The sequence below is a fragment of the Thermostichus sp. OS-CIW-29 genome (genome assembly GCF_054058195.1).
On sequence record NZ_JBSSAB010000020.1, the window covers coordinates 1 to 22,510 of the forward strand.

Genomic DNA, 22,510 nt, shown 5'->3' on the forward strand with positions numbered 1-22,510 from the left:
TGTTCTCGTTTTGACAAATTGGCCAGGAACTTCTTGAGTTTTCTCTATCTCGTCAGTGCTCTCTTTTGGCTCAAATGAAAGATCAACACAACCTAGTCTTTCTGCAAACTGATGCAGCGTCGCCCCCAGAGTATTCGGTAGCAGCTCGGGAAAAGAAACCTGAGCTTGCAGCGGGTTACCGGTACCCGGCACACCAGCTTCCGGAGGATCCTCTTCAGTGGCTTCCAAGGGAGGCAGCAACCAGCCGGACATTTCGATACCGTGCTGGAACAAAGAGCGTTCGAGCTCTGACATGTGCGGTCTCCAAGGTAAACATCGTCGAATTCAACAGTGGCTACGCGAACCCGACCAGGGATCCAACCGGCATCATGGTCGGCAAACCGCTCGAACACCAGGCCGTCCTATCAAGGTACCGTGATATCCTAGCCGCCACCATTGGCACCACTCCAAAGCAACTTACGCTCCCCACAGGGATCCCATCCACGCTGGGATCCCTGTTCTCATTCGGCCAATGGAGTCTGGGGTGTCATGCGTAGTCACTTAGTCACCGAATGCCCCCAAACCCTTGCACAGAGCGGGTTTTGGCGGTGACTACCGCGTAGTCACCTGTAGTCACCGGTAGTCACCCCACCTAGCTACTAAGCGCGAACAACCGGTTCGTCATGAGTGGTGGAAGGGGATCTGATAGCCCCTTTAGGCAGACCCCTGTGATGACCGGTGACGAAGGGTGACGAAGAAGAGACTAACGTCCTGATAAGCAGGAATTATCTGGAGTATAAGAGTGCCTACCTGGGCGTTGCCAACAGTTTCCAAGGGAGGTTAGCTTCTATAACGGTCTTCCAGCAGAAGGGCGAAAGGAATGGGAACGGCAGCGTTCCCACCAGGGCCGGCCCGAGACAAAAAGCTGTTCATCATTTGAGGGTGAGATCTTGCTGTTGAACAACCTAGATTCAGTGTTGCTTGCTGTTGAAGCCGCTGCCCCCCTTGAACCGGAAGGGGCTGCCAATCTTTTACCCCTGATCTTGGCGGCGGTGCTGATGGCTCTGGTGGTCATCTATCTGGCCAGCCGTATTGCCGGAGAAATCGCCGTTCGCCTGAGTTTTCCCCCCGTGTTGGGAGAACTGCTGGGGGGCGTCGCGGTAGGGGCCTCCGCTCTGGGGTTGCTTGTCTTCCCAGAAGGACAAGTTTCCGGCCAAGAGCTGCACACCTTGGCTCAATCCTCAGCACTGATGCAATTTCTGCAAGCCACTGCCGGCCTCGACGAGGGATCCCTGGTACAGGTGTTCTCCTCCCAAAGCCAGATCATCGACATCCTCTCCGAGATCGGGGTGATCGTCCTTTTGTTTGAAATCGGCCTCGAGTCGGATCTGGCCGAGCTGTTGCGGGTCGGCCCTCAAGCCGCAGCCGTAGCCGTCATCGGGGTCGCTGTGCCTTTCCTGGCCGGAACCCTGGGCTTGCTCTACCTGTTTCATGTGCCCGTTATCCCCGCCATATTTGCCGGCGCTGCCCTCACAGCAACCAGCATCGGCATCACCGCCCGCGTCTTGGCCGAGCTGCAAAAACTCACCTCCCCAGAAGGACAGGTGATCATCGGCGCCGCCGTCTTGGATGACGTGTTGGGCATCATCATCTTGGCCGTGGTGGCGGGCTTGGCCAAAAACGGAGAAGTCAACCTTTCCGATATTGGCATCATCATCCTCAGTGCCATCCTCTTCTTGGTCGGCTCCATTGTTTTGGGGCGCCTTCTCAGCCCCTACTTTGTGGCCCTTCTCAACAGCCTGAAGACCCGAGGTAACCCCCTTCTGCCCGCCCTCGTGCTGGCCTTTCTGCTGGCTTATGTAGGGCAAATCATTCATCTAGAAGCGATTTTGGGCGCCTTTGCCGCTGGCTTAATCTTGGCCGAAACCGAGAAACGGCAAGAGCTGGAAGAACAGATCAAGCCCATTTCCGACCTACTGGTGCCCATCTTCTTCGTCTGCGTTGGGGCCAAAACCAACCTTGCCGTACTCAACCCCACCCTCCCCGTCAACCGAGAGGGGCTGATCATTGCCGTCTTCTTGATCGGAGTTGCCATTGTGGGCAAGCTAGCAGCGGGCTTGGGGGCCTTTGGCAAGCCGGGCATCAACCGCTACGCCATCGGAGTGGGCATGATTCCCCGGGGTGAGGTGGGCCTGGTGTTTGCCGGTGTGGGGGCCGCCAGTGGAGTTCTCTCCGATGCCCTCGATGTCAGCATTATCGTCATGGTGATTGCCACCACCTTTGTCGCTCCCCTCTGGCTGCGGGGAGTGTTGATTGGGGAAGCCAACTCCCCCTCCCTCCTGGACTTGCAGGCAGAAGCGTCAGAGCAAGAGCGCAAAGGCGGTGCCGACGAGACTGCATCAGCGCTCCCAGACTCAGAACGGGTGGGCATTCCTGAGGGCTAAATTATCTCAGCTTCCCCCTCAAACGCCCCCAGAGGGTCTGGAACAGCAGCCGCAGCGGATGGCGACGTCGGGGCCTCACGCCTTCAATCTTCTCCGTCGTCTCCTCTTGGGACAAAATTGCCTGCATCGAGGGCGGATCAAACCGCTGCAGTGTTGTGGAGCGTCGATCCACCACCTCCGCCTTCACGCTGCGAAAGCTTACAGACTGGAGATACTGCTGAAAATCTTCGTCCGACAACCGACGAATGCAGTACTGCATCCGCACCCGATCCCCCAACAGGATCTGATCCCCATCCTTGAGATCCCAGCTCAAACATCTCTGCCCATTCACCGAGACGCCGTTGGTGCTGCGCTTGCCCTCGATATTGCCGTCCAGCAGCCGGTAGGTATATTGGCCATCTTTGTGGGGTAGCCGCAGCAGCAGCGCGTGTTGCCGGGAAACCGCCGCCGAATCGATGACAATCGCATTGCTGGGATCCCTGCCGATGGAATAGGTGGCAGCACTGAGGGCCACAGCCCGCCGTCCCTGCTCATCATCGATCACCAACACATGCCAGAGTTGGGAGGGGGAAGACTGTGCGCCGGTAGCCATGGTCTGGGGCCTTGAGGGGGAGCTGGGTTGACCGTCGAAGTTGCAGTGCAGGCCCCTTTCGTGTTAGCGGGCTGGAAGCCACACCTCAGCCATTGCCCAACCCTCGGCGAACCGCTGTGGGAAGAAGCTCAACGAGGGGGAGACTCGGCAAGAGAGGGGCTTTCCCCCATAATAGTAAGGCAGAGCTTCTGCAAAAAAAGAGGATAGCTGAAACGTGAACACGACTCCAACCCCAACCCTCCTCGAAGCCCTTCCCCCGATCTACCCCGGCGTTGCCGTGCGGGTCATCAACCCCAACGACACCTACTACTGCTTTGAGGGCCAGGTACAGCGGGTTACCGACAACCATGCCGCTGTCCTCTTTGAAGGCGGCAACTGGGACAAATTAGTCACCTTCCGCCTCACAGAATTGGAAGTGGTGGACAAATCCCGCCCCTAGCCCTGCTCTCCCCTGTCCCTTTTGGCATCTCCCCATGCGCAGCCATTGGCAGGAACCTTTCCTCTGGATCCATGCCGCCGGCATCCTCCTCTTCCCCTTGTGGGTGGGGCTGACCCTGATCGGGCTGGCCACAGGGGATCCCCTCCTGCCGGTGGGGGCGGAGCAGGCTTGGGTGGCCGTGGTGGGCATTGGGCCGGTCTTTGCTATGCAGTGGCGCAAACCGTTTGACATCTTTAGCGTGTGGGTGGCTTCTGTCCCCCCAGAAGAACTCACCCTCGAGCAGCGCCGCATCTTGGCCGCCTTCCTCAGCCCCGAACATAAGATTTTGACGCTGTTGGCGGCAATCCTGATGCTGGAAGTCGGTGAGCGCCTCTACGACTTTGCCCCCCTCTTTGCCCCGCTCACCCCTGGCAACGGCACCCGTCTGGCAGGCCTAGCCATAGCTGCCTTTGGGTTTTGGGGATCCAACCTATTCTTGCAGATCCCCATTGCAACGATACGGGTACTCCTCCTCAGCGAGCCGGAGCTGGCCCAAATGGATCCCGTCCCCGTCGAGGAGATTGAAAGCCGCTTCTCCGTCATCGGCAATCGCCGCAGCCCACTCCTGCAACGGCTGTTGCGCCGCATCTCCGGCCAAGATTCAGAAGGCACCTCGAAAGACCAAAAAGACAAGGTTAAAAACAGAGCGACAGAAAACCCCCAGCCGGAATCCGAGAAGCGGGATCCCTCTGGGGAAGTTGCCATGCCGGCCCCTGAAACTCCCCCCGATCCCACCTAAGGCAAGCTTCCGCAAAAGCTGTAGCTCAATGTTAGATTGGAAGCAATCCAAGTAGATTGGAAGCAATCCAAGCCCTGTGAAATCCAACCATCGGCATTCCCCTGATCTTCGAGGCTACCGCACCGGCAATGGCGAGCAACTTTTCTTTCCGCTTCAAGCAATTTACCCAACGCCTCAGAGAAACCACCCAACTTCCCCAGTTTTTCACCGATCAAGCCACCAGTGAAACCCAAAACCTCGCTCGGGAGTTGGCTTTGGTTGGGGAATACGCCACTCAGCTTAGCCAAGTGGTGATGGAGGTGGACTTTCTCAACCAGCTCTACACCCGTCTTTTGAACGAGCGGGAAGTGTTGCAGCAGGAAAAAGATCACTTGGAAGCCCGGGTCTTTGAGTTGCAGCAGGAACGCAACGAGACAGAGCCCCAGGTGATGTATTTGCGAGAGCAGTTAAGCCAGGCTAGCTTTCAACTGGAACAAACCCAAAACCGCGAACGCAGCCTCAGCGAGCGAGAACGACAGTTGTCGGAAATCGTAGCCCAACTGGAGCGCCGGCGGGCTGTACTCAATCAAGCTATCGAAAACCTCACCAATCAAGAGGCCGATTACACCGTTCGCACCAAAGAACTGGAGGCGGTCGTCCAGGAAAACGAAAAGAAAGCCAAGCAGTACCTGGAAGCTGCCAACCACTACCGCGCCTACCTGGAAGAGCTCAATGCGCAAGTGCAAGAAACGCAAGCCAAGCTGAGAAGCCTTGGTGTCGAGCCCAAGCCCGCCGACCTGCCTCGACTTGAGGATCTGGAAAAACCCACCCCCATCCCAACACCGCCTCCTGCTTACACGCCGCCCCTTCCCCAACAGCCCCCCCCATCCCAGCAGAGTGGCTATTGGTCAGATAGTCCCTTCGACGACGACCCCTGGGGATAGACCGTCCTGCCAGGATCTATAAGCCAGCTTTGCGACAAAGCTCAGTCCTCTCTGCCCTAACCGGCCTTGGGAGGGCCTGGGTGGTCACATACCCTGGAAGAAACCTGTTGCAAGGGATCCGCAAGAAGATCCCCAGAATCAGTACGAGGATCCCGATCCTCGACATTCAATCCTTTCCTGCCTGGCCAAACCTATGGAACCGACCCTGCCGGATTTACAAGCCCTTAGCCAATGGGATCGACAGTTCTGCCAGTTTGCTGAGCAGCAACAGCTCCTCAAGCCCAAACAACTGGCTCTGGCCCTGAAGATCCAACGGCAGCAGCACGGCCCTCTAGCCTTGATCCTCTGGCAGTTGGGCTTTGTGGGCCTGCAACACCTGGCTCAGTTCTGGGAAAAAATGCCCAGCGAAGCCGAGTCCGAACTGCTCGAGGACAGGGCCTGCGGTGGATGAAAGGTGCCCCCTTCCCCCACTCGCTTTTCCGCCAGAAGAGAAGAAGCAAGCAGATCCCTCTTGCTACCCAACGCTGTCGCCACCAGGCAGCAGATCCTTGGGATCCTCCGGTGGGGGCAGATGCGCCAGATCCACAGGCGAAGGGGATCCCCCCAAAATTCGCACCTGGATCCCCTTGATCACGACATAGAGCACCGGCACCACCAGCAAACTGAGCATTGTCGAGACGAACATGCCGCCGATCACCGCCGTGCCCAGAGACTGACGGCTGGCGGCCCCGGCCCCGCTGGCCACTGCCAGCGGGAAAATGCCAAGTATGGTGCTCAAGGCCGTCATGAGAATCGCGCGGAAGCGGGTCTCTGCCGCCTGCACTGCAGCCTTAACCAGGGGGATCCCTTGGGCAACCAACTGGTTGGCAAACTCCACAATCAAGATGGAGTTTTTGCTGGCCAGCCCGATCAACATCACCAACCCGACTTGGCAGAAGACGTCGTTGGTCAAGCCCCGCAGCAGTTGCGCCAAAAGAGCCCCAAGAACCGCCAGCGGCACCGCCAACAAAATGATCAAGGGATCCACATAGCTCTCAAATTGCGCCGCCAGCACCAGGAAGACGAACACCGAGCCCAAAGCAAAGATCAGCGGCGCCTGTCCTCCCGACTCGATTTCTTCCAGCGACAGGCCCGACCACTCGAAGCCAAACCCCTGCGGCAACAACTGGGCGGCTAGAGTTTCCATAGCCCGAATCGCTTGCCCTGAGCTAAAGCCCGGCAGGGCGCTGCCCTGAATTTCCACCGAGCGGAAGAGGTTGAAGTGGTTGATGATGGCCGGGCTGGTGGTCTCCTCCACCTGAACCAGGGTGCTCAACGGCAAGAGCTGCCCCTGCCCACCCCGCACGTAGAACTGGCCGATGCTTTCCGGGTTACCTCGGAATGCTTGATCCGCCTGCACATAGACCCGGTAGTTGCGGTTGAACAGGTCGAAATCATTGACGTAGGTGCCCCCCAGCAGCGTCTGCAGCGTGCCGAAGACATCCAACAGAGGGATCCCCAACAACTGGGCCATCTCCCGATCCACCTGTACTTCTAGCTGCGGCGAATTGGCGTTGAAGGTGGGCGGGTTAATCTGCAAGCCCAAGGGGGGTTGGCCCGGCGGGGGCGGCGAGTTGCCCACAAAAAACAGGGTGTTGGCCGTCTGCTCCAAGAGGTTGAAATCGTTCACCCCCCGATCCTGAAGCTGGAAAGTAAACCCGCCCGCAACCCCCAAATTGGGAATGGCCGGCGGCAGGATCGGGATCACCAATGCGCGGCTGATCCCGCCCAAAAAAGGCCCAAATAGCCGGTTGACAATCGCTTGCGCCGATTGCTCCGGTTGCCGCCGCTCTTCCCAGGGCTTGAGGGTGGCAAAGATCAGCCCATTCCCCGGCGAGGGCCCGGTAAAGCTGAACCCCCCCACGATCACCCGATTTTCGATCTCAGGGATCCCCTCCAAAACGGCTGTGGCTTGCCGAATCACCCCGTCGGTGTAGTGAAGGGAGACCCCCGGCGGCCCCTGAACAATGGTGATGAAAAAGCCCTGATCCTCATCCGGCACAAACCCCGTCGGCACAACCTGGAACAGCCAGTAGGTGAGGCCCAAACAGGCAATAAACCCCGTCACCACCAGCAGCCGCAGCTTCACCACCAGCTCCAGCAGGCGGCAGTAGGCCGCTCGGATCCCTTCCACGGCGCGGTCAAACCAGCGCAGCAGCCAAAACATCTGCTCTGAGCGGGGGCGAATTAGCAGCGCCGACAAAGCCGGAGCCAAGGTAATGGCATTAAACGTGGACAGCGAAACCGACACGGCAATGGTGACGGCAAACTGCTGGTAGATGCGACCGCTGGTGCCAGGAAAGAAAGCAACAGGCACAAATAGCCCCAGCAGCACCAGCGTCGTGGCGATCACCGCCCCCAACACCTCGTTCATCCCCGCCGAGGCCCCCTGCAGAGGCCGCATGCCGCGGTCGCGGATGTAGCGGGAGATATTCTCCACCACCACAATGGTGTCGTCCACCACCAAGCCAGTGGCCAGGGTGAGGCCGAACAGAGTCAAAGTGTTGATGGAAAAGCCAAACAGGCGCACAAAGGCGAAGGTCCCCAGCAGCGCCACCGGAATTGTAACGGTGGGAATGAGGGTGACGCGCCAATCTTGCAAAAAGATGAACAGTACCAACACCACCAGGCCAATCGCCTGCAACAGAGTGAAAATCACCTCCTGCACCGACTCGGTAATGAACAGGGTGGCGTCGAAAGGGATCTCGTAGATCAAGCCGGGCGGAAAACTCTCCGCCAGCTGCGCCAACGTCTGCCGCACCTGCCGCGACACCTCTAGGGCGTTGGCATCCGGTTGTTGGGTGATGGCGATCCCCACCGCCTCCTGCCCCCCGATGCGGAAGAACGTATCGTAGCTTTGGGCCCCCAGCTCTACCCGGCCCACATCGGCAATGCGCACCAAGCTGCCATCGGCGTTGGCCTTGAGAACGATCTGGGCGAACTCCTCCGGCTGCGACAGCCGCCCCGTGGCCTGGACGCTGATCTGAAACTCCTGATCCGGGGGGCTGGGCTGGCCGCCAATTTGGCCGGCGGGCACCTGGATATTCTGCTGGCGCACTGCGTTTACCACATCCAGAGCTGTCAGACCATAGCTGGCCAGCCGCGTCGGATCCAGCCAGATGCGCATGGCATAGGTGCGCTCCCCGAAAATGATGACATCGCTGACGCCGCGGATGCGCCGCAAAGCATCCCGCACAAACAGCTCCGCGTAGTTGCTCAAAAACAGCTCGTCGTATTCCCCCGCCTCTGAGCGCAGCGCCAACACCAGCACAAAGGCGCTGTCGCCGGCCTTTTCCACGCTGATGCCGTTTTGGATCACCTCCGCCGGCAGCCGGCCCTGGGCCCGCGCCACCCGGTTCTGCACATCCACAGCCGCCGTGTCCAGATCCCGATCCGGGCTGAAGGTAACGGTGATCTGGCTGGTGCCGTTGCTGCTGCTCACCGAGGCGATAGACCGTATACCCTCGACGCCGTTGATCTCCTGCTCCAGCACATTGGTTACCGCCGTCTCCACCGTCTCGGCGTTGGCCCCAGGATAAACAGCAGTCACCCTCACCGCTGGCGGCGCCACCTGTGGGTAGTAGTCCACCGGCAGTAGGGGAATGCTCACCGCCCCCACCAGCACGATCAGGATGGAGCAGACGCTGGCAAAAACAGGGCGGCGAATGAAAAAGTCAACAAACATAGTCCAGCGCAGTGAGGAGTGAAAGGGGATAGCTGAGTTGGGAAACCGCCGGAGAGAGGACCTAGGGCGGGGATCCAGGAGGTCTCCCTCCCCCTTGTGGCTGCATCCTCTGCTGAAAAAGCACCTCATCGACAATCGGGGCGCCATCGCGGATTTTCTGCAGGCCGCTCAGCACAATTGGCTCATTGGCCTCCAAACCCTCCAGCACCTCATAGCTGTTTCCGTAGATGGATCCCAGCTGCACCGGCCTTTGCACCGCCACCGCCCCCGGGGGCATGCCCTCTGCTGGCGGCTCCGTTGTCTGCACCGTGTAGACAAAGGTTTGCGCCCCCAAGCGGGCCACCGCCGTCACCGGCACCAGCAAGGCCGGCCGCTCCTCCCAGATGACCCGAGTCCGCACAAACTGGGCCGAGCGCAACTGGCCGGCAGGGTTCTCCAGAAGAGCCTTGGCCAGCACCGATTGCGTGGCGGCGTTGGCTTCGGGAGCAATGAAAGAGATTTGGCTGCTGCCGATCACCTCGCCGCGGCTATCCAGGATCTGCACCGGCGTGCCAATGCGCAGCTGGGGGGCCCGCTGCAACGGGATGTTGAGGTTGAGCTCCAGCGCCTGGGTTTGGGTCAAGGTGGTCAAAACCGTCTGAGGCGTCACGTAGTCCCCTTGCCGCACCAAAACATCCCCCACAATGCCGGCAAAGGGAGCTGTAACCTGGAAAAACTGCAGTTGCACCTGTTGCCGCTCCGCCTCGGCCTGGGCTCGCTGCACCTCCCGCTCTGCCCGCAAGATCGCGGCCTCCTGAGCGCGGATCTGCTCCTGTTGCGCCGCCAAAGCCGCCTCCGCCTGGCGCAGGTCGCGGCTGGATTGATCCGCTTGCGCCTGGCTGATGGCCCCCTCGGCCAAGAGGCGCAGGTTGCGCTCGTGCTGCTCCCGGGCAAACTCCGCCGCTGCCTCCAGCCGCAGCCGATCCGCCCGCAACTGGCTGAGCACGGCCCGGCCGCTCTCCAGGTTGGCTTGGGCTGCGGCAATCCCCGCCGTTTGGCCGGCCACCGCCGCCTGTTGCTGCCGGCTGTCGATCTCAAAGAGAGGGGCTCCGGCAGCCACCTGGGATCCCAGCTGCACGAACACCTGGGTCACCTGTCCACTGACCTGAGGGCGGATACTGGCCACCTGCTGGGATCCGAGGCTGGCCATGAACTCTGAAGTCTCTTCGATTTGCTGTTCCTCTACCCTGCCGACGGCCACTGGTGTGGGTTGGCCTTCTCCGCCCCCTTCACCCCCCATGCTGCGAGGTGGCCCGCCGGGCCGGCAAGCAGCTACCAAGAGAGAAAGGCACAACAGCGGCAGAGCTGTTCGCAGTTGCATCGTGAACCTGCCTCCCTAACGGCTATCCCAACAGAGGGATCCCACCTCTGCATTGACTCAATCAACCAGGGTACTGAGACTGTGCCCTGCTGCGCCTGTGCAAAAGCGCTGGCCATCCTTCCCAATCCAGAGCTAGGGTGGATGCGTGACATCCTCCCGGCGCTCGTCCTGTGGATAGAGCGCGGGCCACCCTTCCCGTCAGCAGGACGGAGTCCTTACCTCGCGGTCGGGCATTCCTGCCCCACGCCACTTGTCTGGGTCTACAACCCCCGACAGACCGACTGAACAGGCAGTTTCCCTTCCCCAGCCTCCCTGGCTACTGCCAGCTTGCAAAACAAGTCTAATCCACAGGGAACGGTGCATCGGCAGGCAGGATGGACTCCTGCACCCAGGAACCCCTGTCCACCGGCCAAGAGCAAGATGCTATCCACTCGTTGATTTCCGGCAAAGTGTAGTTGTATACGTCCTGGCCAATCTCCAGCCACGCCAACAGCAAGGCCTCCGTCCCGCTGACGCGAGCGGCTTGTTGGCAGGCATCTGGATCAATCCGGTGCTTGTAGGTTACACCAGCATAAGTAGGTTTTGCTACAGATTTCGCTCAGAGGTATGGCGGGGATCCCTGTATCCCGGTGCTCACCCTGCGGGTAGAGTGCAGGACTGATTGCCCCTGCACCTCCGTTAGTTAGCAGATGCGGGATCCTCACCAGTGCGCCGTTGGCCACAGTCTACGGCCCGCTTTGCGAATAGCCGTTTGGGCCATCCCAATCCCAAAGGATCCCATCTCTGCACCCCAAAGTTGCCAAAGTTGAATGAAGCTTATGATTCAAGCCGAGCCAAAAAGATTCGGCACAATGGGGAGAGCCATTTCACCAAGCTGTTGAGGACATCGCTATGGCCTACAAACTCTGGATCGACGGCCAATGGGTCGATAGCCAAGGGGGGGGCCTGATGACCATCGAGAACCCGGCCACCGGCGAGAAACTGGCAGAGGCGGTGGATGCCAGCCCTGCCGATGTGGATCGGGCGGTGCAGGCCGCCCAAACAGCCTTCTACGATGGCCGTTGGTCGAAACTCACCCCCGGCGAGCGATCCCTGGCCCTCTGGAAATTGGCAGATCTGATCGAGGCTCGTGCCCCAGAACTGGCTCGTGTGGAATCGGAAAACACCGGCAAGCCCTACGAGTTCCTCAGCTTAGGGGGAGATTTGCCGTTTGCGGTGGATAATCTGCGTTTCTTCGCCGCTGCCGCCCGCGACATCCATGGCTTTAGCGCCGGGGAATATGCCAAGGGCTACACCTCCCTCTTTCGCAAAGAGCCGGTGGGGGTGTGCGCTCAAATTACCCCCTGGAACTATCCGCTGATGATGGCCGTCTGGAAGATCGGCCCCGCCCTGGCCGCCGGCTGTACGGTGGTGCTCAAGCCCGCTCCTGCCACCCCCCTGACCACCCTGATGCTGGGGGAACTGATCGCCGAGGCTGGGATCCCGCCCGGGGTAGTCAATATCGTTACCGGAGGCAATGCTACCGGCCAAGCCCTGGTGGAGCACCCCCAGGTGCGCATGGTCAGCCTTACCGGCTCTACCGCCACCGGCAAGCAGGTGATGCGGACAGCGGCAGATACCCTGAAGCGGGTGCATTTGGAACTGGGGGGCAAAGCGCCGTTTATCGTCTTCGAGGATGCGGACGTAGAGACCGTTGCTGCCAAGGCCACATTTGCTGCCACCGTCAATACCGGCCAAGACTGTACGGCAGCCACCCGCGTCTATGTGCACGAGAGCAAGCTGGCGCAGGCGCAAGAGGCCATTGTAGAAGCCATGCGCAAAGTAACGGTGGGATCCCCTTTCGAGGCGGGAGTGGAGATGGGGCCTTTGGTCTCAGCAGCCCAGCGGGAGCGGGTGATGGGATTTGTGGAGCGGGCCAAAGCAGAGGGAGCCAAGGTGCTGACCGGCGGTCGGATCCCTTCCCAGCTTGCCCAGGGCTACTACTATGAACCCACGGTGATTGCCAATGTCGATCAAAAAGCGGAGATCGTACAGAGTGAGGTTTTTGGGCCGGTTCTCACGCTCGGCTCGTTTCGCGAAGAAGCGGAAGCGCTACGCTTGGGCAATGACGTCCTATACGGGCTGGCGGCTTCTGTGTGGACTCAAGACATCGGACGAGCGATGAGGTTGGCCGCCGATCTGGAGTTCGGCACCGTCTGGATCAACGACCATATTCCCATTGCCTCTGAGGCCCCCCATGGCGGCTTTAAGCAATCGGGATTTGGCAAAGATCTCTCGGCAGAAGCGGTGCGCGACTACCAAATCACCAAACACGTGATGATTGCAACCCGCTGAAGTGATGCCCATTTTGAACAGAAGATGACCACCAAACAGCGGCGGCTCACCAGGGGTATTCCCAGTCGCCGTAGGCCATTGGTGGCCTTGATTCCGACCTACCCCTTCCCCTTGGGAGAGGGCTTGGGGAACTGTCTGGAGCCGGTTTGGAACCTCCCCAGAAAATCTCAGTTGCAAAGGCGGTGCGGAGCACTCAAGCGATAGACTGGGGTGTACAGCTCCCGCTCCGCTGCGAATCTGCTCGATTGAACCGTTGCTCGCCAAGCCTACCCGCCAACCATGGGATCCGCAACTCTATCCGCTCCTTGTACCTTTCCCCTCACCGCTGTAGTGGGGCAACAGGCGGCCAAGCTGGCTCTGCTGCTGGCAGCAGTGGATCCCAGCCTAAGGGGTGTGGTGCTGGTGGGGCCTCGCGGCACCGCCAAGTCGGTTTTGGCCAGAGGGATCCACGCCTTGCTACCGCCCATCGAGGTGATTGCGGGATCCTATTGCAACGACGATCCAGCGCAGCCGGATACCTGGTCCGACTGGGCCAAGGCTCGCTACCCAGCCGGAGAGGTGCCGCCCACCCAAGTGATATCGCCCCCCTTTGTCCAGGTTCCCCTGGGCGTCACCGAAGATCGGCTGCTGGGATCCGTCGATGTGGAGGCCTCCATCAGGCAGGGGGAAACGGTCTTCCAGCCAGGGCTCTTGGCTGCTGCCCACCGGGGCGTGCTCTATATGGATGACATCAACCTCTTGGACGACGCCATCGTCAACTTGTTGCTGACGGTGGTGGGGGATGGGGTCAACCGCCTGGAACGAGAGGGGCTGAGTCTGCAACACCCCTGCCGGCCTCTCTTGGTGGCCACCTACAACCCCGAAGAGGGATCCCTGCGCCCCCACCTGCTGGATCGCCTGGCACTGGTGGTGCCGGTGGGGCAGGAGCTGAGCCTAGAAGAGCGAGGGGAAATTGTCCAACGGGCAACGCAATTTGTCGATGCTCCCGAGCCCTTCCTGGCCGAGCACCAGGCGGAACTGGAGGAAATCCGCACCCGCATCCTCCTGGCGCGGGAGTGGCTGCCCCAGGTCAAGCCGCAGCGGGAACAGCTCCTCTACCTGGTGCAGGAGGCCATCCGCGGCAACGTCCAAGGGCACCGGGGAGAACAATTTGCCCTGCGAGCCGCCTGTGCCCTGGCAGCTCTGGAAGGACGGGATCGCCTGTTGGCCGAGGATCTGCAGCAGGCTGTGCAACTGGTGCTGCTGCCCCGCGCCCAATACGACCCCGACCAGCCCCCCCCTCCCCCCCCGCCACCATCCCAACAGTCGGATCCCCCGCCGCCGGATCCCGACAAGGATGGGGAAGATAGAGAGGAAACGGATCCCCAGCCGGAAAACCTGAGTCTGCCGGAAGAGTTTTTCTTCGAGCCGGAGCGCATTGCCCTCGACCCGCGCCTGCTGGCCTTCGCCCAGTCCCTCAACCAGCAGGGAAAAACGGGATCCCGCAGCCTGGTGTTCAGCGCCGACCGAGGCCGCTACGTCAAGCCCATCCTGCCCCAGGGATCCAACCCCCGCGTTGCCGTCGATGCCACCTTGCGAGCTGCTGCCCCCTATCAGAAAAGCCGCCGCCAGCGGCAACCGGGACGTAGCGTGATTGTGGAGCCGAGCGATATCCGCGCCAAAAAGCTGGTTCGCAAGGCCGGAGCCCTGGTGATCTTTGTGGTGGACGCCTCCGGCTCCATGGCCCTCAACCGCATGCAAGCGGCCAAAGGTGCCGCCCTGCGCCTGCTCACCGAGGCTTACCAAAACCGTGACAAGGTGGCCCTCATCGCCTTTCGTGGGGAAACTGCCGAAGTGTTGCTCCCCCCCACCCGCTCCATTGAGCTGGCCCGCCGCCGTTTGGAATCTCTGCCCTGCGGCGGGGGATCCCCTCTTGCCCATGCCCTCACCCAAGCCGTGCGGATGGGAGTCAATGCCCGTGCTGCCGGCGACGTGGGCCAGGTGATGCTGGTGGCTCTCACCGATGGCCGGGCCAACATTCCCCTCAGCCGCTCCTTGGGACGGAGCGACAGCAAAAGCCAGTTGGGAGCGGCTCCCATCGACCTCAAGCAAGAGCTGCGGGAGATCGCCCTGCGCATCCGCGCCCTGGGGTTGAAGCTGCTCTTGATCGACTCCCAAAGCCGCTTTGTAACCACCGGCTTCAGCGCCGAGCTGGCGGAATTGGCGGGCGGACGGTACTTTCATCTGCCCCGTGCCACCGACCAGGGGATCGCAGCCGTGGCCCGCTCGGCTATGCAGGAGGGACGCACCTACCCCTGAGAGAACAGCCTCTCCGTTGGCAAAGGTTGTAACTTTTCTTAATGGTTGGTTATGATCCCTGTAGGCGCTCTTTACCTTTTCCCATGGCTACAGGACTCCTGCCCCAACTTTCCCTGCAGAATCCCATGGCTGTCGATTGGGTTAGCCGAGGGGTAGGCGCAGCCATTCGTGCCCTCTTTAAGCATGCAGAGCGGCTGGAGGCGCGCGTGCGAGTGGAGCCTGTTGCCAAATTGTTGCAGGGTCGTATCGACAGCTTTGAACTGTTGGGCCAGCATCTGCAGATGTACAACGGCCTGAGGCTTTCGGCCCTAGAGCTGTTTTGCAACGCGGTGGCCATCGATTTCAGCCAAATTTGGCAGGGGAAGATCAAGCTGCGCCAGCCAGTACAGGCCACAATGCGCGTGGTGCTGAGCGAAGACGATCTGGCGCAATCGTTTAACACACCTTTTGTGCTGAATAGGCTGGCCTTAGGAAAGCAGGATGATAGCCCCCTATCCTTCCATCACGTCCATATCAGCATCACCCCGGCGCGACGACTGCAATTCCAGGCAAATGTACAGCAGGGAGAAGCCAGGGCTTTCTGCGTCGGTTTTTCCGCCCAGGTTGAGGTGCTGGAGCGGCGTCGCATCCGCTTTACAGATCCAGTGTTTGAAAGCGGTACAGAAGAGGAGCTAGCCTTGAGCCAAGCTTTGGTACGCTGCCTGAATGAGCTTCTGGATTTGGATCGGCTCGCCTTGCGAGGCACTGAGCTGCGGGTAGACCGGGTGAACTTGCAGCCCCAGCAGATGATCCTGTACGGCAGTGCCACCCTAGCGCAATTTCCCACACGCCAACCCCAATGGGAAAGTGCTTGACAGCCTTTGGAAGGGCGGCTACGCTCAATAGTGGTGAGGAGTGAAGAGAAGAAGCCTCTGGGGTCGAAACACGGACAGACGCCCAGGGGTTTTTTCATGTCCTAGGAGCTTAAGTGCTCCGCATTATAGTCATCTTGAATAGGAATAAAACATTTTCGTTCATTGCTCTCTAACTCCCCTCTCCCAAAAAGAGAGGGGCTTGGGGTGGTCGCGGAAGCGGCGCAGAGCGCTTGGGGAGTGTCTCAATCTAGTTTGAAATGGCTATAAGATGGCCATAATTGCTCGACGTTGGTCATGCCCGGGGATCAAGCTGCCTTTGCCGTGATGTCCACAGCTTTGCCAACCGGAATACGGCGCGGCTTCTCTAAAGAATGGGGTAGCTGGGTATCCTAAAAGCTGGGGTTACGGCATCCTTCTTTATTCATGGGGATGAAGTGGCTCAAGACATAACGGTCATTCTAAGACCTAGGAAAGAACTCTTCAGCCTTGACCGTGAGGGGATGTTCATTCTTCCGTACCATTGGTTCATTATTTAAGCAGGTCTTGTCAAAGCGAGCGCACCGAGTTTGAAACAGCAACCACTCCGCGTACTTGAGTTTTGGCGCCGCCGCTTTCCCCACAGCTTGCGCACCCAGGTGGCATTGGTCATTGCCAGCCTTTCGTTCGTCCCCAACTTGGTTTTCATCCTGTCGGTGCAGTGGATCTGGCCCGACACGCAGTTCAGCACTGAAGGGATCCTCCTGCTGCTGCTGTGGATCCCGTTGCTGGCGGTGCTGTCGGCGGTGGTGGGCTATGCTCTGTCCTCCATGATTTTGCGCCCCCTCACCCTGCTGGCCCGCGAGTTGGCTCATTTGGAAACCTTGATTAACCAGCCCGCCCGTTGGAATCTGCTGCTCCGCCCCGGGGATCCCCAGGAAGCCCTGATCTTGCGGCAGGCTTTTGCCCAGTTGCTGCGCCAGATCCAGATCGATCAAATGCGGCGAGAAGCCTTTACCGCTACCCTCGTTCACGACCTCAAAACCCCCCTCATCGCCTTTGGGCACCTGCTGAGCGCCTTTAAACAGGATCAACAGCTCGAGCCGGAGCAACGTCGCGCTCTGCTGGATCGCATCCTGCAGGAAAATCAACACAATCTCTCTCTGGTGCAGAAAATGGTGGAGGCTCACCGCCTGGAGCGGGGAGAGATCGAGTTGCATCCTCGGCCTTGTGATCTGGGATCCCTGGCCAGAAAGGTGGCCGAGCGCATGGGATCCCTGGCCCAGGAGCGGGGGATCGATCTGCGAGTCGAAGGAGAAGGGTGGGGCAACGCCGATGAGGCAGAGCTGGAGCGGGCGCTGGTGAATCTGGTGGACAACGCCTTGCGCTACGCACGCCATGCGGTGGTGTTAATCGTCAGCCCCCACCAGATCCAGGTGCAGGATGATGGCCCCGGCTTGCCGGCTCCCCTAGAAGAGTTGGCCCAACCCTACGTGACCCAGCCCATTCACATTGCCGGCCACCACTACCCAACCGGCTCAGGAGGTCTGGGGCTATATATCGCCAGGCGCATCCTGCAGGCCCACGGGGGGGACTTGCGGTTGGTCGAGACGGGATCCCAAGGGACTGCTCTAGCCCTGGTGTTGCGCTAACCCAATAGATTGGTGCTGAACAAGACTGGTGTAGTCATTTTAAGTGACATACTCCCGCACTCATGTTGATGCAAAGCGCTCCGCGCCGCTAAAGCGAGAGAGTGCGGGCTTCAAGGACTCCGTCCCGCTGACGCGAACAGTGACTCCGGTTAGCGCTCCGCGCCGCTAGCGCGAAAAGGACATTTCCTGGGCTTAAGGACTACGTCCCGCTAACGCGAAAAGGACGGGATGCCCCGCCCCTGTACTTGATGTCTATAGCGGCAGTGTATAAAACCCCGCTACTTTTTATGGCACCAGTAAGGACAAAACATCATGTCCCCGCCTTTCATCCCGACCCTCACCCTGGATAGTGAATAGTGGATAGTGGTTAGTGGATAGTGACTATTCACTATTCACTAGCCACTAACTAATAGAGGGCGGGGCTTCCCGGCGGTGTAGCTAGCGGTAACTAACGGGGGTGCAGGGGCAATCAGTCCTGCACTCTACCCGCAGGGTAAGCACCGGGATACAGGGATCCCCGCCATACCTCTGAGCGAAATCTGTTGAGCGAAATCTGTAGTAAAACCTACTTATGCTGGCGGTAACCTACAAGTACCGGATTGATCCAGATGCCTCTTGCTCTTGTCCGGTGGACAGGGGTTCCTGGGTGCAGGAGTCCATCCTGCCTGCCGATGCACCGTTCCCTGTGGATTAGACTTGTTTTGCAAGCTGGCAGTAGCCAGGGAGGCTGGGGAAGGGGAACCACCTGTCCAGTCGTTTTGTCGGGGGTTGTAGACCCAGACAAGTGGCGTGGGGCAGGAATGCCCAGCCGCGAGGTAAGGACTCCGTCCTGCTGACGGGAAGGGTGGCCCGCGCTCTGTCCGTAGGACGAGCGCCGGGAGGATGTCACGGTGCATGAAGGGTGGGATCCTCTGCACAAGCGTTCGTGAGGTTGGGTTCATGTCTTCCGTGCTGTGGCAAGCGATTGGGTATGCCTGTGGGATCTCGCTGGGGCTCCTAGGCTTGGTTGCCCTGGTCAACGTTCTTGTGGGGTGGCTGGATCGGCAGACCTCAGAGACTCCGGAGGAGCCGGCCGAGTCGCCAGAACCCTGCAGCACAACGGAGGGATCCCCGTCGGCATGAGTGACAGGGTTCGCGTTCACGTCTGGATACGGGGGCGGGTTCAGGGCGTGGGGTTTCGCGCCCACACCGAAGCGATGGCTCTCCATGCGGGTGTTCAAGGGTGGGTGCGCAATTTGCGGGATGGTCGTGTAGAGGCTGTTTTTGAAGGATCCCCTGCCGCAGTGGAGGCGATGCTGCGCTGGTGCCAACAGGGCAGCCCCGGTTCGGTTGTGGAGGCCATTGAGCAACGTTCCGAGCCGCCGGAAGGTCTACCCACTTTTGAGATTCGCCCTACCGTTTGAGGAAGTTTCGCTGTTCTGAGGATCTGCTTCAAGCTGGGCTGCTCCGGCCTCGTCCTGGGTTCTGGGCTGCCGTCCCCAGAAACTGTCTGTGAGCTGGGATCCCCAAGGTCGCACTAGAATGGTTACACCGCCAGTTTTTCCCATCCCATGACTGTTGCTGCCCCTGCCAAAGTGCAATATGAAGCTGTGATCGGGTTGGAAGTTCACTGCCAGCTCAGCACCCGCTCCAAGATCTTCTCCAGCAGCGCGACAGCCTTTGGCGCTCCCCCCAACACCCAGATTGACCCCATCTGCATGGGCCTGCCCGGCACCCTGCCGGTGCTCAACGAAAAGGTGCTGGAGTACGCGGTCAAAGCGGGTTTGGCCTTGAATTGCACCATTGCCCCCTACAGCAAGTTCGACCGCAAGCAGTACTTTTACCCCGACTTGCCCAAAAACTACCAAATCTCCCAATACGACCTGCCGATTGCTACCCACGGCTGGATTGAGATCCAGCTCAGCGACGGTCGTACCAAGCGCATCGGCATCACCCGTCTGCACATGGAAGAAGATGCGGGCAAGCTGGTCCACGCTGGCAGCGACCGCCTATCGGGATCCAGCTACTCTTTGGTGGATTTCAACCGGGCGGGGGTTCCCCTCATCGAGATCGTCAGCGAGCCGGACATCCGCAGCGGGGAAGAAGCGGCAGAGTACGTGCAAGAGCTGCGCCGCATCCTGCGCTATGCCGGGCTGTGCGATGGCAACCTGCAGGAGGGATCCCTGCGCTGTGATGTGAACATCTCGGTGCGTCCGCTGGGATCCCAGACCTTTGGCACGAAGGTGGAAATTAAAAACATGAACTCCTTCAACGCCATCCAACGGGCCATCGAGTACGAGTTCAACCGCCAAGTCAAGGCTGTGGAGGCAGGCGAGCGGATCGTGCAAGAGACCCGCCTTTGGGAAGAAAACAGCCAGCGCACCATCAGCATGCGCAAGAAAGAGGGATCCAGCGACTATCGCTATTTCCCCGAGCCCGATCTGCCGCCCATTCGCGTTACCGAAGCGCAGAAAACCCGCTGGCAGGCAGAGCTGCCGGAATTGCCCGGTGTGAAGCGGCGACGTTACCAGGAGGTGTACGGTCTCTCGGTGTACGATGCCCGCTACCTCAGCGATGAACGCAACACCGCCGAATACTTTGAAGCCGTGATCGCCGCCGGGGCCGATCCGAAGGCAGCCGCCAACTGGATGATGAGCGACATCGCCAGCTACCTCAACACCCACAAGCTGGACTATCCCGACATTGCCCTGAAGCCGGAAACCCTGGCCGAGCTGATTGGCCTCATCGAGCAGGGCACCATCTCCAGCAAAATCGCCAAGGAGATCCTGCCGGAACTGCTGGAAAAAGGGGGATCGGCCCGCGCCCTGGTGGAAGCTAAGGGCATGACCCAAATCTCGGATAGCGCTCTGCTGGGGCAGATGATCGCCGAGGTGCTGGCAGAAAACCCCGAGCAACTGCAGCAGTATCGGGGGGGCAAAACCAAGCTCTTCGGCTACTTTGTCGGGCAATTGATGAAAAAAACTCAGGGACGGGCAGATCCAAAGCTGGCCAACGACCTGCTCAAGCAACACCTCGACGGCTAGCTCCAAGCATCGGTGAGGGAATAGCCCAACTCCTGCATCATGCGCCGCAGCAGGGGCAAGCTCAGCCCGATAACATTGCCGGGGCACCCCTCGATCCGCTCCACAAACAGGCTGCCACGACCATCGATGGCAAAACAGCCAGCACAATTGAGCGGCTCACCGGTGGCCACGTAGGCGCGGATTTCCTCGTCGCTGGGCTTGGCAAAAAACACCCGCGTCACCGCATAGTGGGTGAGGCGGCGGTTCTGCTTCGTGTCAATCAAGGCATGGCCTGTGTAGAGCTCTCCCACTTCGCCCCGCATTTGCCGCAGGCGCCGTTCCGCCTCTAGGGCATTGGGCGGCTTGCCCAGGATCTCGCCATCTAGGTAGAGCACGGAGTCGGCCCCCACGACCAAGACGGGCTCCCGTTGCTGGGCCGCCACCACTTCGGCTTTCGCCGAGGCCAGCTTCTGCACCAGCTCCACGGGATCTGAGCTTTTGATTTGGCTTTCGTCAAAATAGCTGGGCTGAACGCGAAAAGGGATCCCGGCAGCCTTTAACAATTGGCGGCGGGCAGGGGATTGCGAGGCCAGTACGATAGGAGGCAACATCGACTCAACACCTAATTAACACCCAAAGCCTGGACGTTTGCTTAGGGGAAGTTCGCTCTGTGAGCTAGTTTCCATTAGCTTAGTTAGTATGCGCCTGATGGGCGTTGAAAGGAAACTCTCTCGATATCTTCCCAGCTGGATCCCGTTTGTGACCACTCTCCCCACCCAAGCTGATCTCGATCTTGCCCGTTCCGGGATCCTTCAGCGCTATTGGGGGGATCAAGACACTCCGGAAAGCCGCTGGGTGAACTTGCTGGTGGCGGCGCTGGTTTTCTGTTCGTCCACCTTCTTTGTGGTGGAAACCTATCCCGTTCCCCCTGAGGTGCGTCTTGGGCTGGAGCGGGTGGATCGCCTCATTCTCGGCTTGTTTGTGGTGGAATATCTGCTCCGACTGGCAGCGGCCCCGCAAAAGCTGCGCTACGTCTTCAGCCTCTATTCACTCATCGATTTGCTGGCCATTTTGCCTTTTTTTGCCGGGCTAACCGATATTCGCTTCATTCGCATCTTCCGTTGGTTTCGCATTTTGCGGCTGCTGCGCCTGGTAGAGGGCAAAACCCTGTTTGGGCAAGTGATCTCCGCCGATAGCCGCATTTTGCTGCGCATTTTCTTCACCCTCTTTGCCATTGTTTTCGTCTACTCTGGGCTGATCTACCAGGTAGAACATCCAGTGAATCCTGGCGCTTTTGCCACCTTTTTGGATGCTTTCTACTTTTCCGTCGTTACCATGACCACGGTGGGGTTTGGGGATCTCACCCCCACTTCTGAGCTGGGCCGGCTGCTGACAGTGTTGATGATCTTGACGGGCATAGCCCTGATCCCTTGGCAAGTGGGGGAGTTGATCAAGCAACTGGTAAAAAGCGGCAACTCGGTACAGTGGGCCTGCCCAGGCTGTGGCCTCTCCCAGCACGATGGGGATGCCCAATTCTGCAAGCGCTGCGGCACACTGCTCTATCCAAGGGATTGAGGCTGTTGGCCAATTTGGGGCAAAGACAGGATAGGCTAGGACGGGTTGCAGGAGGATCTGCGATGTTGGCCCACCCCGAGCTAACCATCCCCGGCAAGCTGAACGTGAAGGCGGGCGTGGCGATGCTGGTTGCCGCCATTGTCCTCGGCTGGATCCTCAGCCAAGTTCAGCCGTTGCCGCTCGCCCCCCAGGAGGCTTCGGGGATCCCTGCCGAGCCCCTCCTCTGGCAGGAGGTGCCCAAACAAAAGTACGCCTGGCACATTTGCTACGCCTTTTTGGGCAACATGGGGTTGATCAACATCGGCGGCGGACTAGCCCTGGTGGTGCTGGGATCCCGCTTTACGGCTGGGCAAATGCTCTCGCAAATTCTCCTGTTGGGGGGAATGCTGCACCCGGCTTCTTGGGCTTTGGTGGCCCTGACGGGGCTGGAAGGGTGGGGCTGGCTGGGTAATGCCGGAGCCGCAGCGGTGGCGGTGGTGGTGATGGTGTTGTTTGTTTACCTGGTCTTGGCCACCTGCCGTTCCCTACAAGCCGTCCGAAGGCTGACCCAATCCCGAACCTGCCGTTAGCCCCAGTTGGG

19 protein-coding genes are annotated in these 22,510 nt (G+C 59.7%); 14 read left to right on the plus strand and 5 right to left on the minus strand.

Going from position 1 to position 22,510, the window contains the following annotated elements; translation table 11 throughout:
• On the minus strand, positions 1 to 294 hold a 294-nt coding region (locus ACVWZJ_RS08335), incomplete at its 3' end, for a hypothetical protein (RefSeq protein ID WP_457395750.1).
• A gap of 659 nt (positions 295 to 953) precedes the next feature.
• Between ACVWZJ_RS08335 and ACVWZJ_RS08340 the strand changes: the two genes are divergently transcribed.
• Positions 954 to 2,423, plus strand: coding sequence for a cation:proton antiporter (locus tag ACVWZJ_RS08340; protein ID WP_457395752.1), 1,470 nt, complete (start codon positions 954 to 956; stop codon positions 2,421 to 2,423).
• A gap of 1 nt (position 2,424) precedes the next feature.
• On the opposite strand, the gene ACVWZJ_RS08345 is transcribed toward ACVWZJ_RS08340, so the two are convergent.
• The gene (locus tag ACVWZJ_RS08345) at positions 2,425 to 3,015 is read right to left on the minus strand and encodes an FHA domain-containing protein (RefSeq protein ID WP_457395754.1); all 591 of its coding nucleotides are present in this window, start codon (positions 3,013 to 3,015) and stop codon (positions 2,425 to 2,427) included.
• Positions 3,016 to 3,229: 214 nt separating this feature from the next.
• Here ACVWZJ_RS08345 and ACVWZJ_RS08350 point away from each other — a divergent pair, with 214 nt between their 5' ends.
• From ACVWZJ_RS08350 to ACVWZJ_RS08365, 4 genes are all read left to right on the plus strand, one after another.
• Positions 3,230 to 3,454, plus strand: coding sequence for an NAD(P)H dehydrogenase subunit NdhS (locus ACVWZJ_RS08350; RefSeq protein WP_011432364.1), 225 nt, complete (start codon positions 3,230 to 3,232; stop codon positions 3,452 to 3,454).
• A 34-nt stretch (positions 3,455 to 3,488) separates the two neighbouring features.
• The gene (locus ACVWZJ_RS08355; protein WP_011432363.1) at positions 3,489 to 4,232 is read left to right on the plus strand and encodes a low-complexity tail membrane protein; all 744 of its coding nucleotides are present in this window, start codon (positions 3,489 to 3,491) and stop codon (positions 4,230 to 4,232) included.
• Positions 4,233 to 4,360: 128 nt separating this feature from the next.
• On the plus strand, positions 4,361 to 5,155 hold the full coding sequence (locus ACVWZJ_RS08360) for a hypothetical protein (protein ID WP_011432362.1): 795 nt from the start codon (positions 4,361 to 4,363) through the stop codon (positions 5,153 to 5,155).
• A 193-nt stretch (positions 5,156 to 5,348) separates the two neighbouring features.
• A complete protein-coding gene (locus ACVWZJ_RS08365; protein WP_011432361.1) occupies positions 5,349 to 5,606 on the plus strand; it encodes a DUF2949 domain-containing protein in 258 nt (85 codons plus the stop codon).
• Between the two features lie 63 nt (positions 5,607 to 5,669).
• Here ACVWZJ_RS08365 and ACVWZJ_RS08370 read toward each other — a convergent pair whose 3' ends face one another.
• Complete coding sequence (locus ACVWZJ_RS08370; RefSeq protein ID WP_011432360.1) at positions 5,670 to 8,879, minus strand: efflux RND transporter permease subunit; 3,210 nt, start codon at positions 8,877 to 8,879, stop codon at positions 5,670 to 5,672.
• Between the two features lie 61 nt (positions 8,880 to 8,940).
• Positions 8,941 to 10,239: an efflux RND transporter periplasmic adaptor subunit gene (locus ACVWZJ_RS08375; RefSeq protein ID WP_011432359.1), complete on the minus strand. Its 1,299-nt coding sequence runs from the start codon at positions 10,237 to 10,239 to the stop codon at positions 8,941 to 8,943.
• Between the two features lie 891 nt (positions 10,240 to 11,130).
• Here ACVWZJ_RS08375 and ACVWZJ_RS08380 point away from each other — a divergent pair.
• From ACVWZJ_RS08380 to gatB, 7 genes are all read left to right on the plus strand, one after another.
• Positions 11,131 to 12,573, plus strand: coding sequence for a gamma-aminobutyraldehyde dehydrogenase (locus ACVWZJ_RS08380; protein ID WP_011432357.1), 1,443 nt, complete (start codon positions 11,131 to 11,133; stop codon positions 12,571 to 12,573).
• Between the two features lie 279 nt (positions 12,574 to 12,852).
• The gene (gene bchD / locus ACVWZJ_RS08385; RefSeq protein WP_011432356.1) at positions 12,853 to 14,871 is read left to right on the plus strand and encodes a magnesium chelatase ATPase subunit D; all 2,019 of its coding nucleotides are present in this window, start codon (positions 12,853 to 12,855) and stop codon (positions 14,869 to 14,871) included.
• Positions 14,872 to 14,996: 125 nt separating this feature from the next.
• The gene (locus ACVWZJ_RS08390; RefSeq protein WP_011432355.1) at positions 14,997 to 15,725 is read left to right on the plus strand and encodes an LmeA family phospholipid-binding protein; all 729 of its coding nucleotides are present in this window, start codon (positions 14,997 to 14,999) and stop codon (positions 15,723 to 15,725) included.
• A gap of 566 nt (positions 15,726 to 16,291) precedes the next feature.
• Positions 16,292 to 17,353: a sensor histidine kinase gene (locus ACVWZJ_RS08395; RefSeq protein ID WP_011432354.1), complete on the plus strand. Its 1,062-nt coding sequence runs from the start codon at positions 16,292 to 16,294 to the stop codon at positions 17,351 to 17,353.
• Between the two features lie 939 nt (positions 17,354 to 18,292).
• Positions 18,293 to 18,475 (plus strand): hypothetical protein, encoded by a 183-nt coding sequence (locus ACVWZJ_RS08400; protein ID WP_457395757.1) that lies wholly within the window; start codon positions 18,293 to 18,295, stop codon positions 18,473 to 18,475.
• Complete coding sequence (locus ACVWZJ_RS08405) at positions 18,472 to 18,756, plus strand: acylphosphatase (protein WP_011432352.1); 285 nt, start codon at positions 18,472 to 18,474, stop codon at positions 18,754 to 18,756. The genes ACVWZJ_RS08400 and ACVWZJ_RS08405 overlap by 4 nt, the downstream gene beginning before the upstream one ends.
• Positions 18,757 to 18,903: 147 nt before the next feature.
• Positions 18,904 to 20,376, plus strand: a complete 1,473-nt coding sequence (gene gatB / locus ACVWZJ_RS08410) for an Asp-tRNA(Asn)/Glu-tRNA(Gln) amidotransferase subunit GatB (protein WP_011432351.1) — start codon at positions 18,904 to 18,906, stop codon at positions 20,374 to 20,376.
• On the opposite strand, the gene ACVWZJ_RS08415 is transcribed toward gatB, so the two are convergent.
• Entirely contained in the window at positions 20,373 to 20,966 is a 594-nt protein-coding gene (locus ACVWZJ_RS08415) for a Maf family protein (protein ID WP_011432350.1), read from the minus strand. The genes gatB and ACVWZJ_RS08415 overlap by 4 nt on opposite strands.
• Positions 20,967 to 21,114: 148 nt before the next feature.
• On the opposite strand from ACVWZJ_RS08415, the gene ACVWZJ_RS08420 reads away from it, so the two are divergent.
• A complete protein-coding gene (locus tag ACVWZJ_RS08420) occupies positions 21,115 to 21,930 on the plus strand; it encodes an ion transporter (RefSeq protein ID WP_457395760.1) in 816 nt (271 codons plus the stop codon).
• A 62-nt stretch (positions 21,931 to 21,992) separates the two neighbouring features.
• A complete protein-coding gene (locus tag ACVWZJ_RS08425) occupies positions 21,993 to 22,499 on the plus strand; it encodes a hypothetical protein (RefSeq protein WP_011432348.1) in 507 nt (168 codons plus the stop codon).
• Positions 22,500 to 22,510: the final 11 nt, after the last annotated feature.

What these genes read in the sequence shown, in the direction of transcription:
- ACVWZJ_RS08390 (WP_011432355.1), top strand. Translation starts at nt 14,997, where the DNA reads ATGGCTGTCGATTGGGTTAGCCGAGGGGTAGGCGCAGCCATTCGTGCC.
- ACVWZJ_RS08355 (WP_011432363.1), top strand. Translation starts at nt 3,489, where the DNA reads ATGCGCAGCCATTGGCAGGAACCTTTCCTCTGGATCCATGCCGCCGGC.
- ACVWZJ_RS08405 (WP_011432352.1), top strand. Translation starts at nt 18,472, where the DNA reads ATGAGTGACAGGGTTCGCGTTCACGTCTGGATACGGGGGCGGGTTCAG.
- ACVWZJ_RS08365 (WP_011432361.1), top strand. Translation starts at nt 5,349, where the DNA reads ATGGAACCGACCCTGCCGGATTTACAAGCCCTTAGCCAATGGGATCGA.
- ACVWZJ_RS08360 (WP_011432362.1), top strand. Translation starts at nt 4,361, where the DNA reads ATGGCGAGCAACTTTTCTTTCCGCTTCAAGCAATTTACCCAACGCCTC.
- gatB (WP_011432351.1), top strand. Translation starts at nt 18,904, where the DNA reads ATGACTGTTGCTGCCCCTGCCAAAGTGCAATATGAAGCTGTGATCGGG.
- ACVWZJ_RS08370 (WP_011432360.1), bottom strand. Translation starts at nt 8,879, where the DNA reads ATGTTTGTTGACTTTTTCATTCGCCGCCCTGTTTTTGCCAGCGTCTGC.
- ACVWZJ_RS08375 (WP_011432359.1), bottom strand. Translation starts at nt 10,239, where the DNA reads ATGCAACTGCGAACAGCTCTGCCGCTGTTGTGCCTTTCTCTCTTGGTA.
- ACVWZJ_RS08425 (WP_011432348.1), top strand. Translation starts at nt 21,993, where the DNA reads ATGTTGGCCCACCCCGAGCTAACCATCCCCGGCAAGCTGAACGTGAAG.
- bchD (WP_011432356.1), top strand. Translation starts at nt 12,853, where the DNA reads ATGGGATCCGCAACTCTATCCGCTCCTTGTACCTTTCCCCTCACCGCT.
- ACVWZJ_RS08400 (WP_457395757.1), top strand. Translation starts at nt 18,293, where the DNA reads ATGTCTTCCGTGCTGTGGCAAGCGATTGGGTATGCCTGTGGGATCTCG.
- ACVWZJ_RS08345 (WP_457395754.1), bottom strand. Translation starts at nt 3,015, where the DNA reads ATGGCTACCGGCGCACAGTCTTCCCCCTCCCAACTCTGGCATGTGTTG.
- ACVWZJ_RS08415 (WP_011432350.1), bottom strand. Translation starts at nt 20,966, where the DNA reads ATGTTGCCTCCTATCGTACTGGCCTCGCAATCCCCTGCCCGCCGCCAA.
- ACVWZJ_RS08380 (WP_011432357.1), top strand. Translation starts at nt 11,131, where the DNA reads ATGGCCTACAAACTCTGGATCGACGGCCAATGGGTCGATAGCCAAGGG.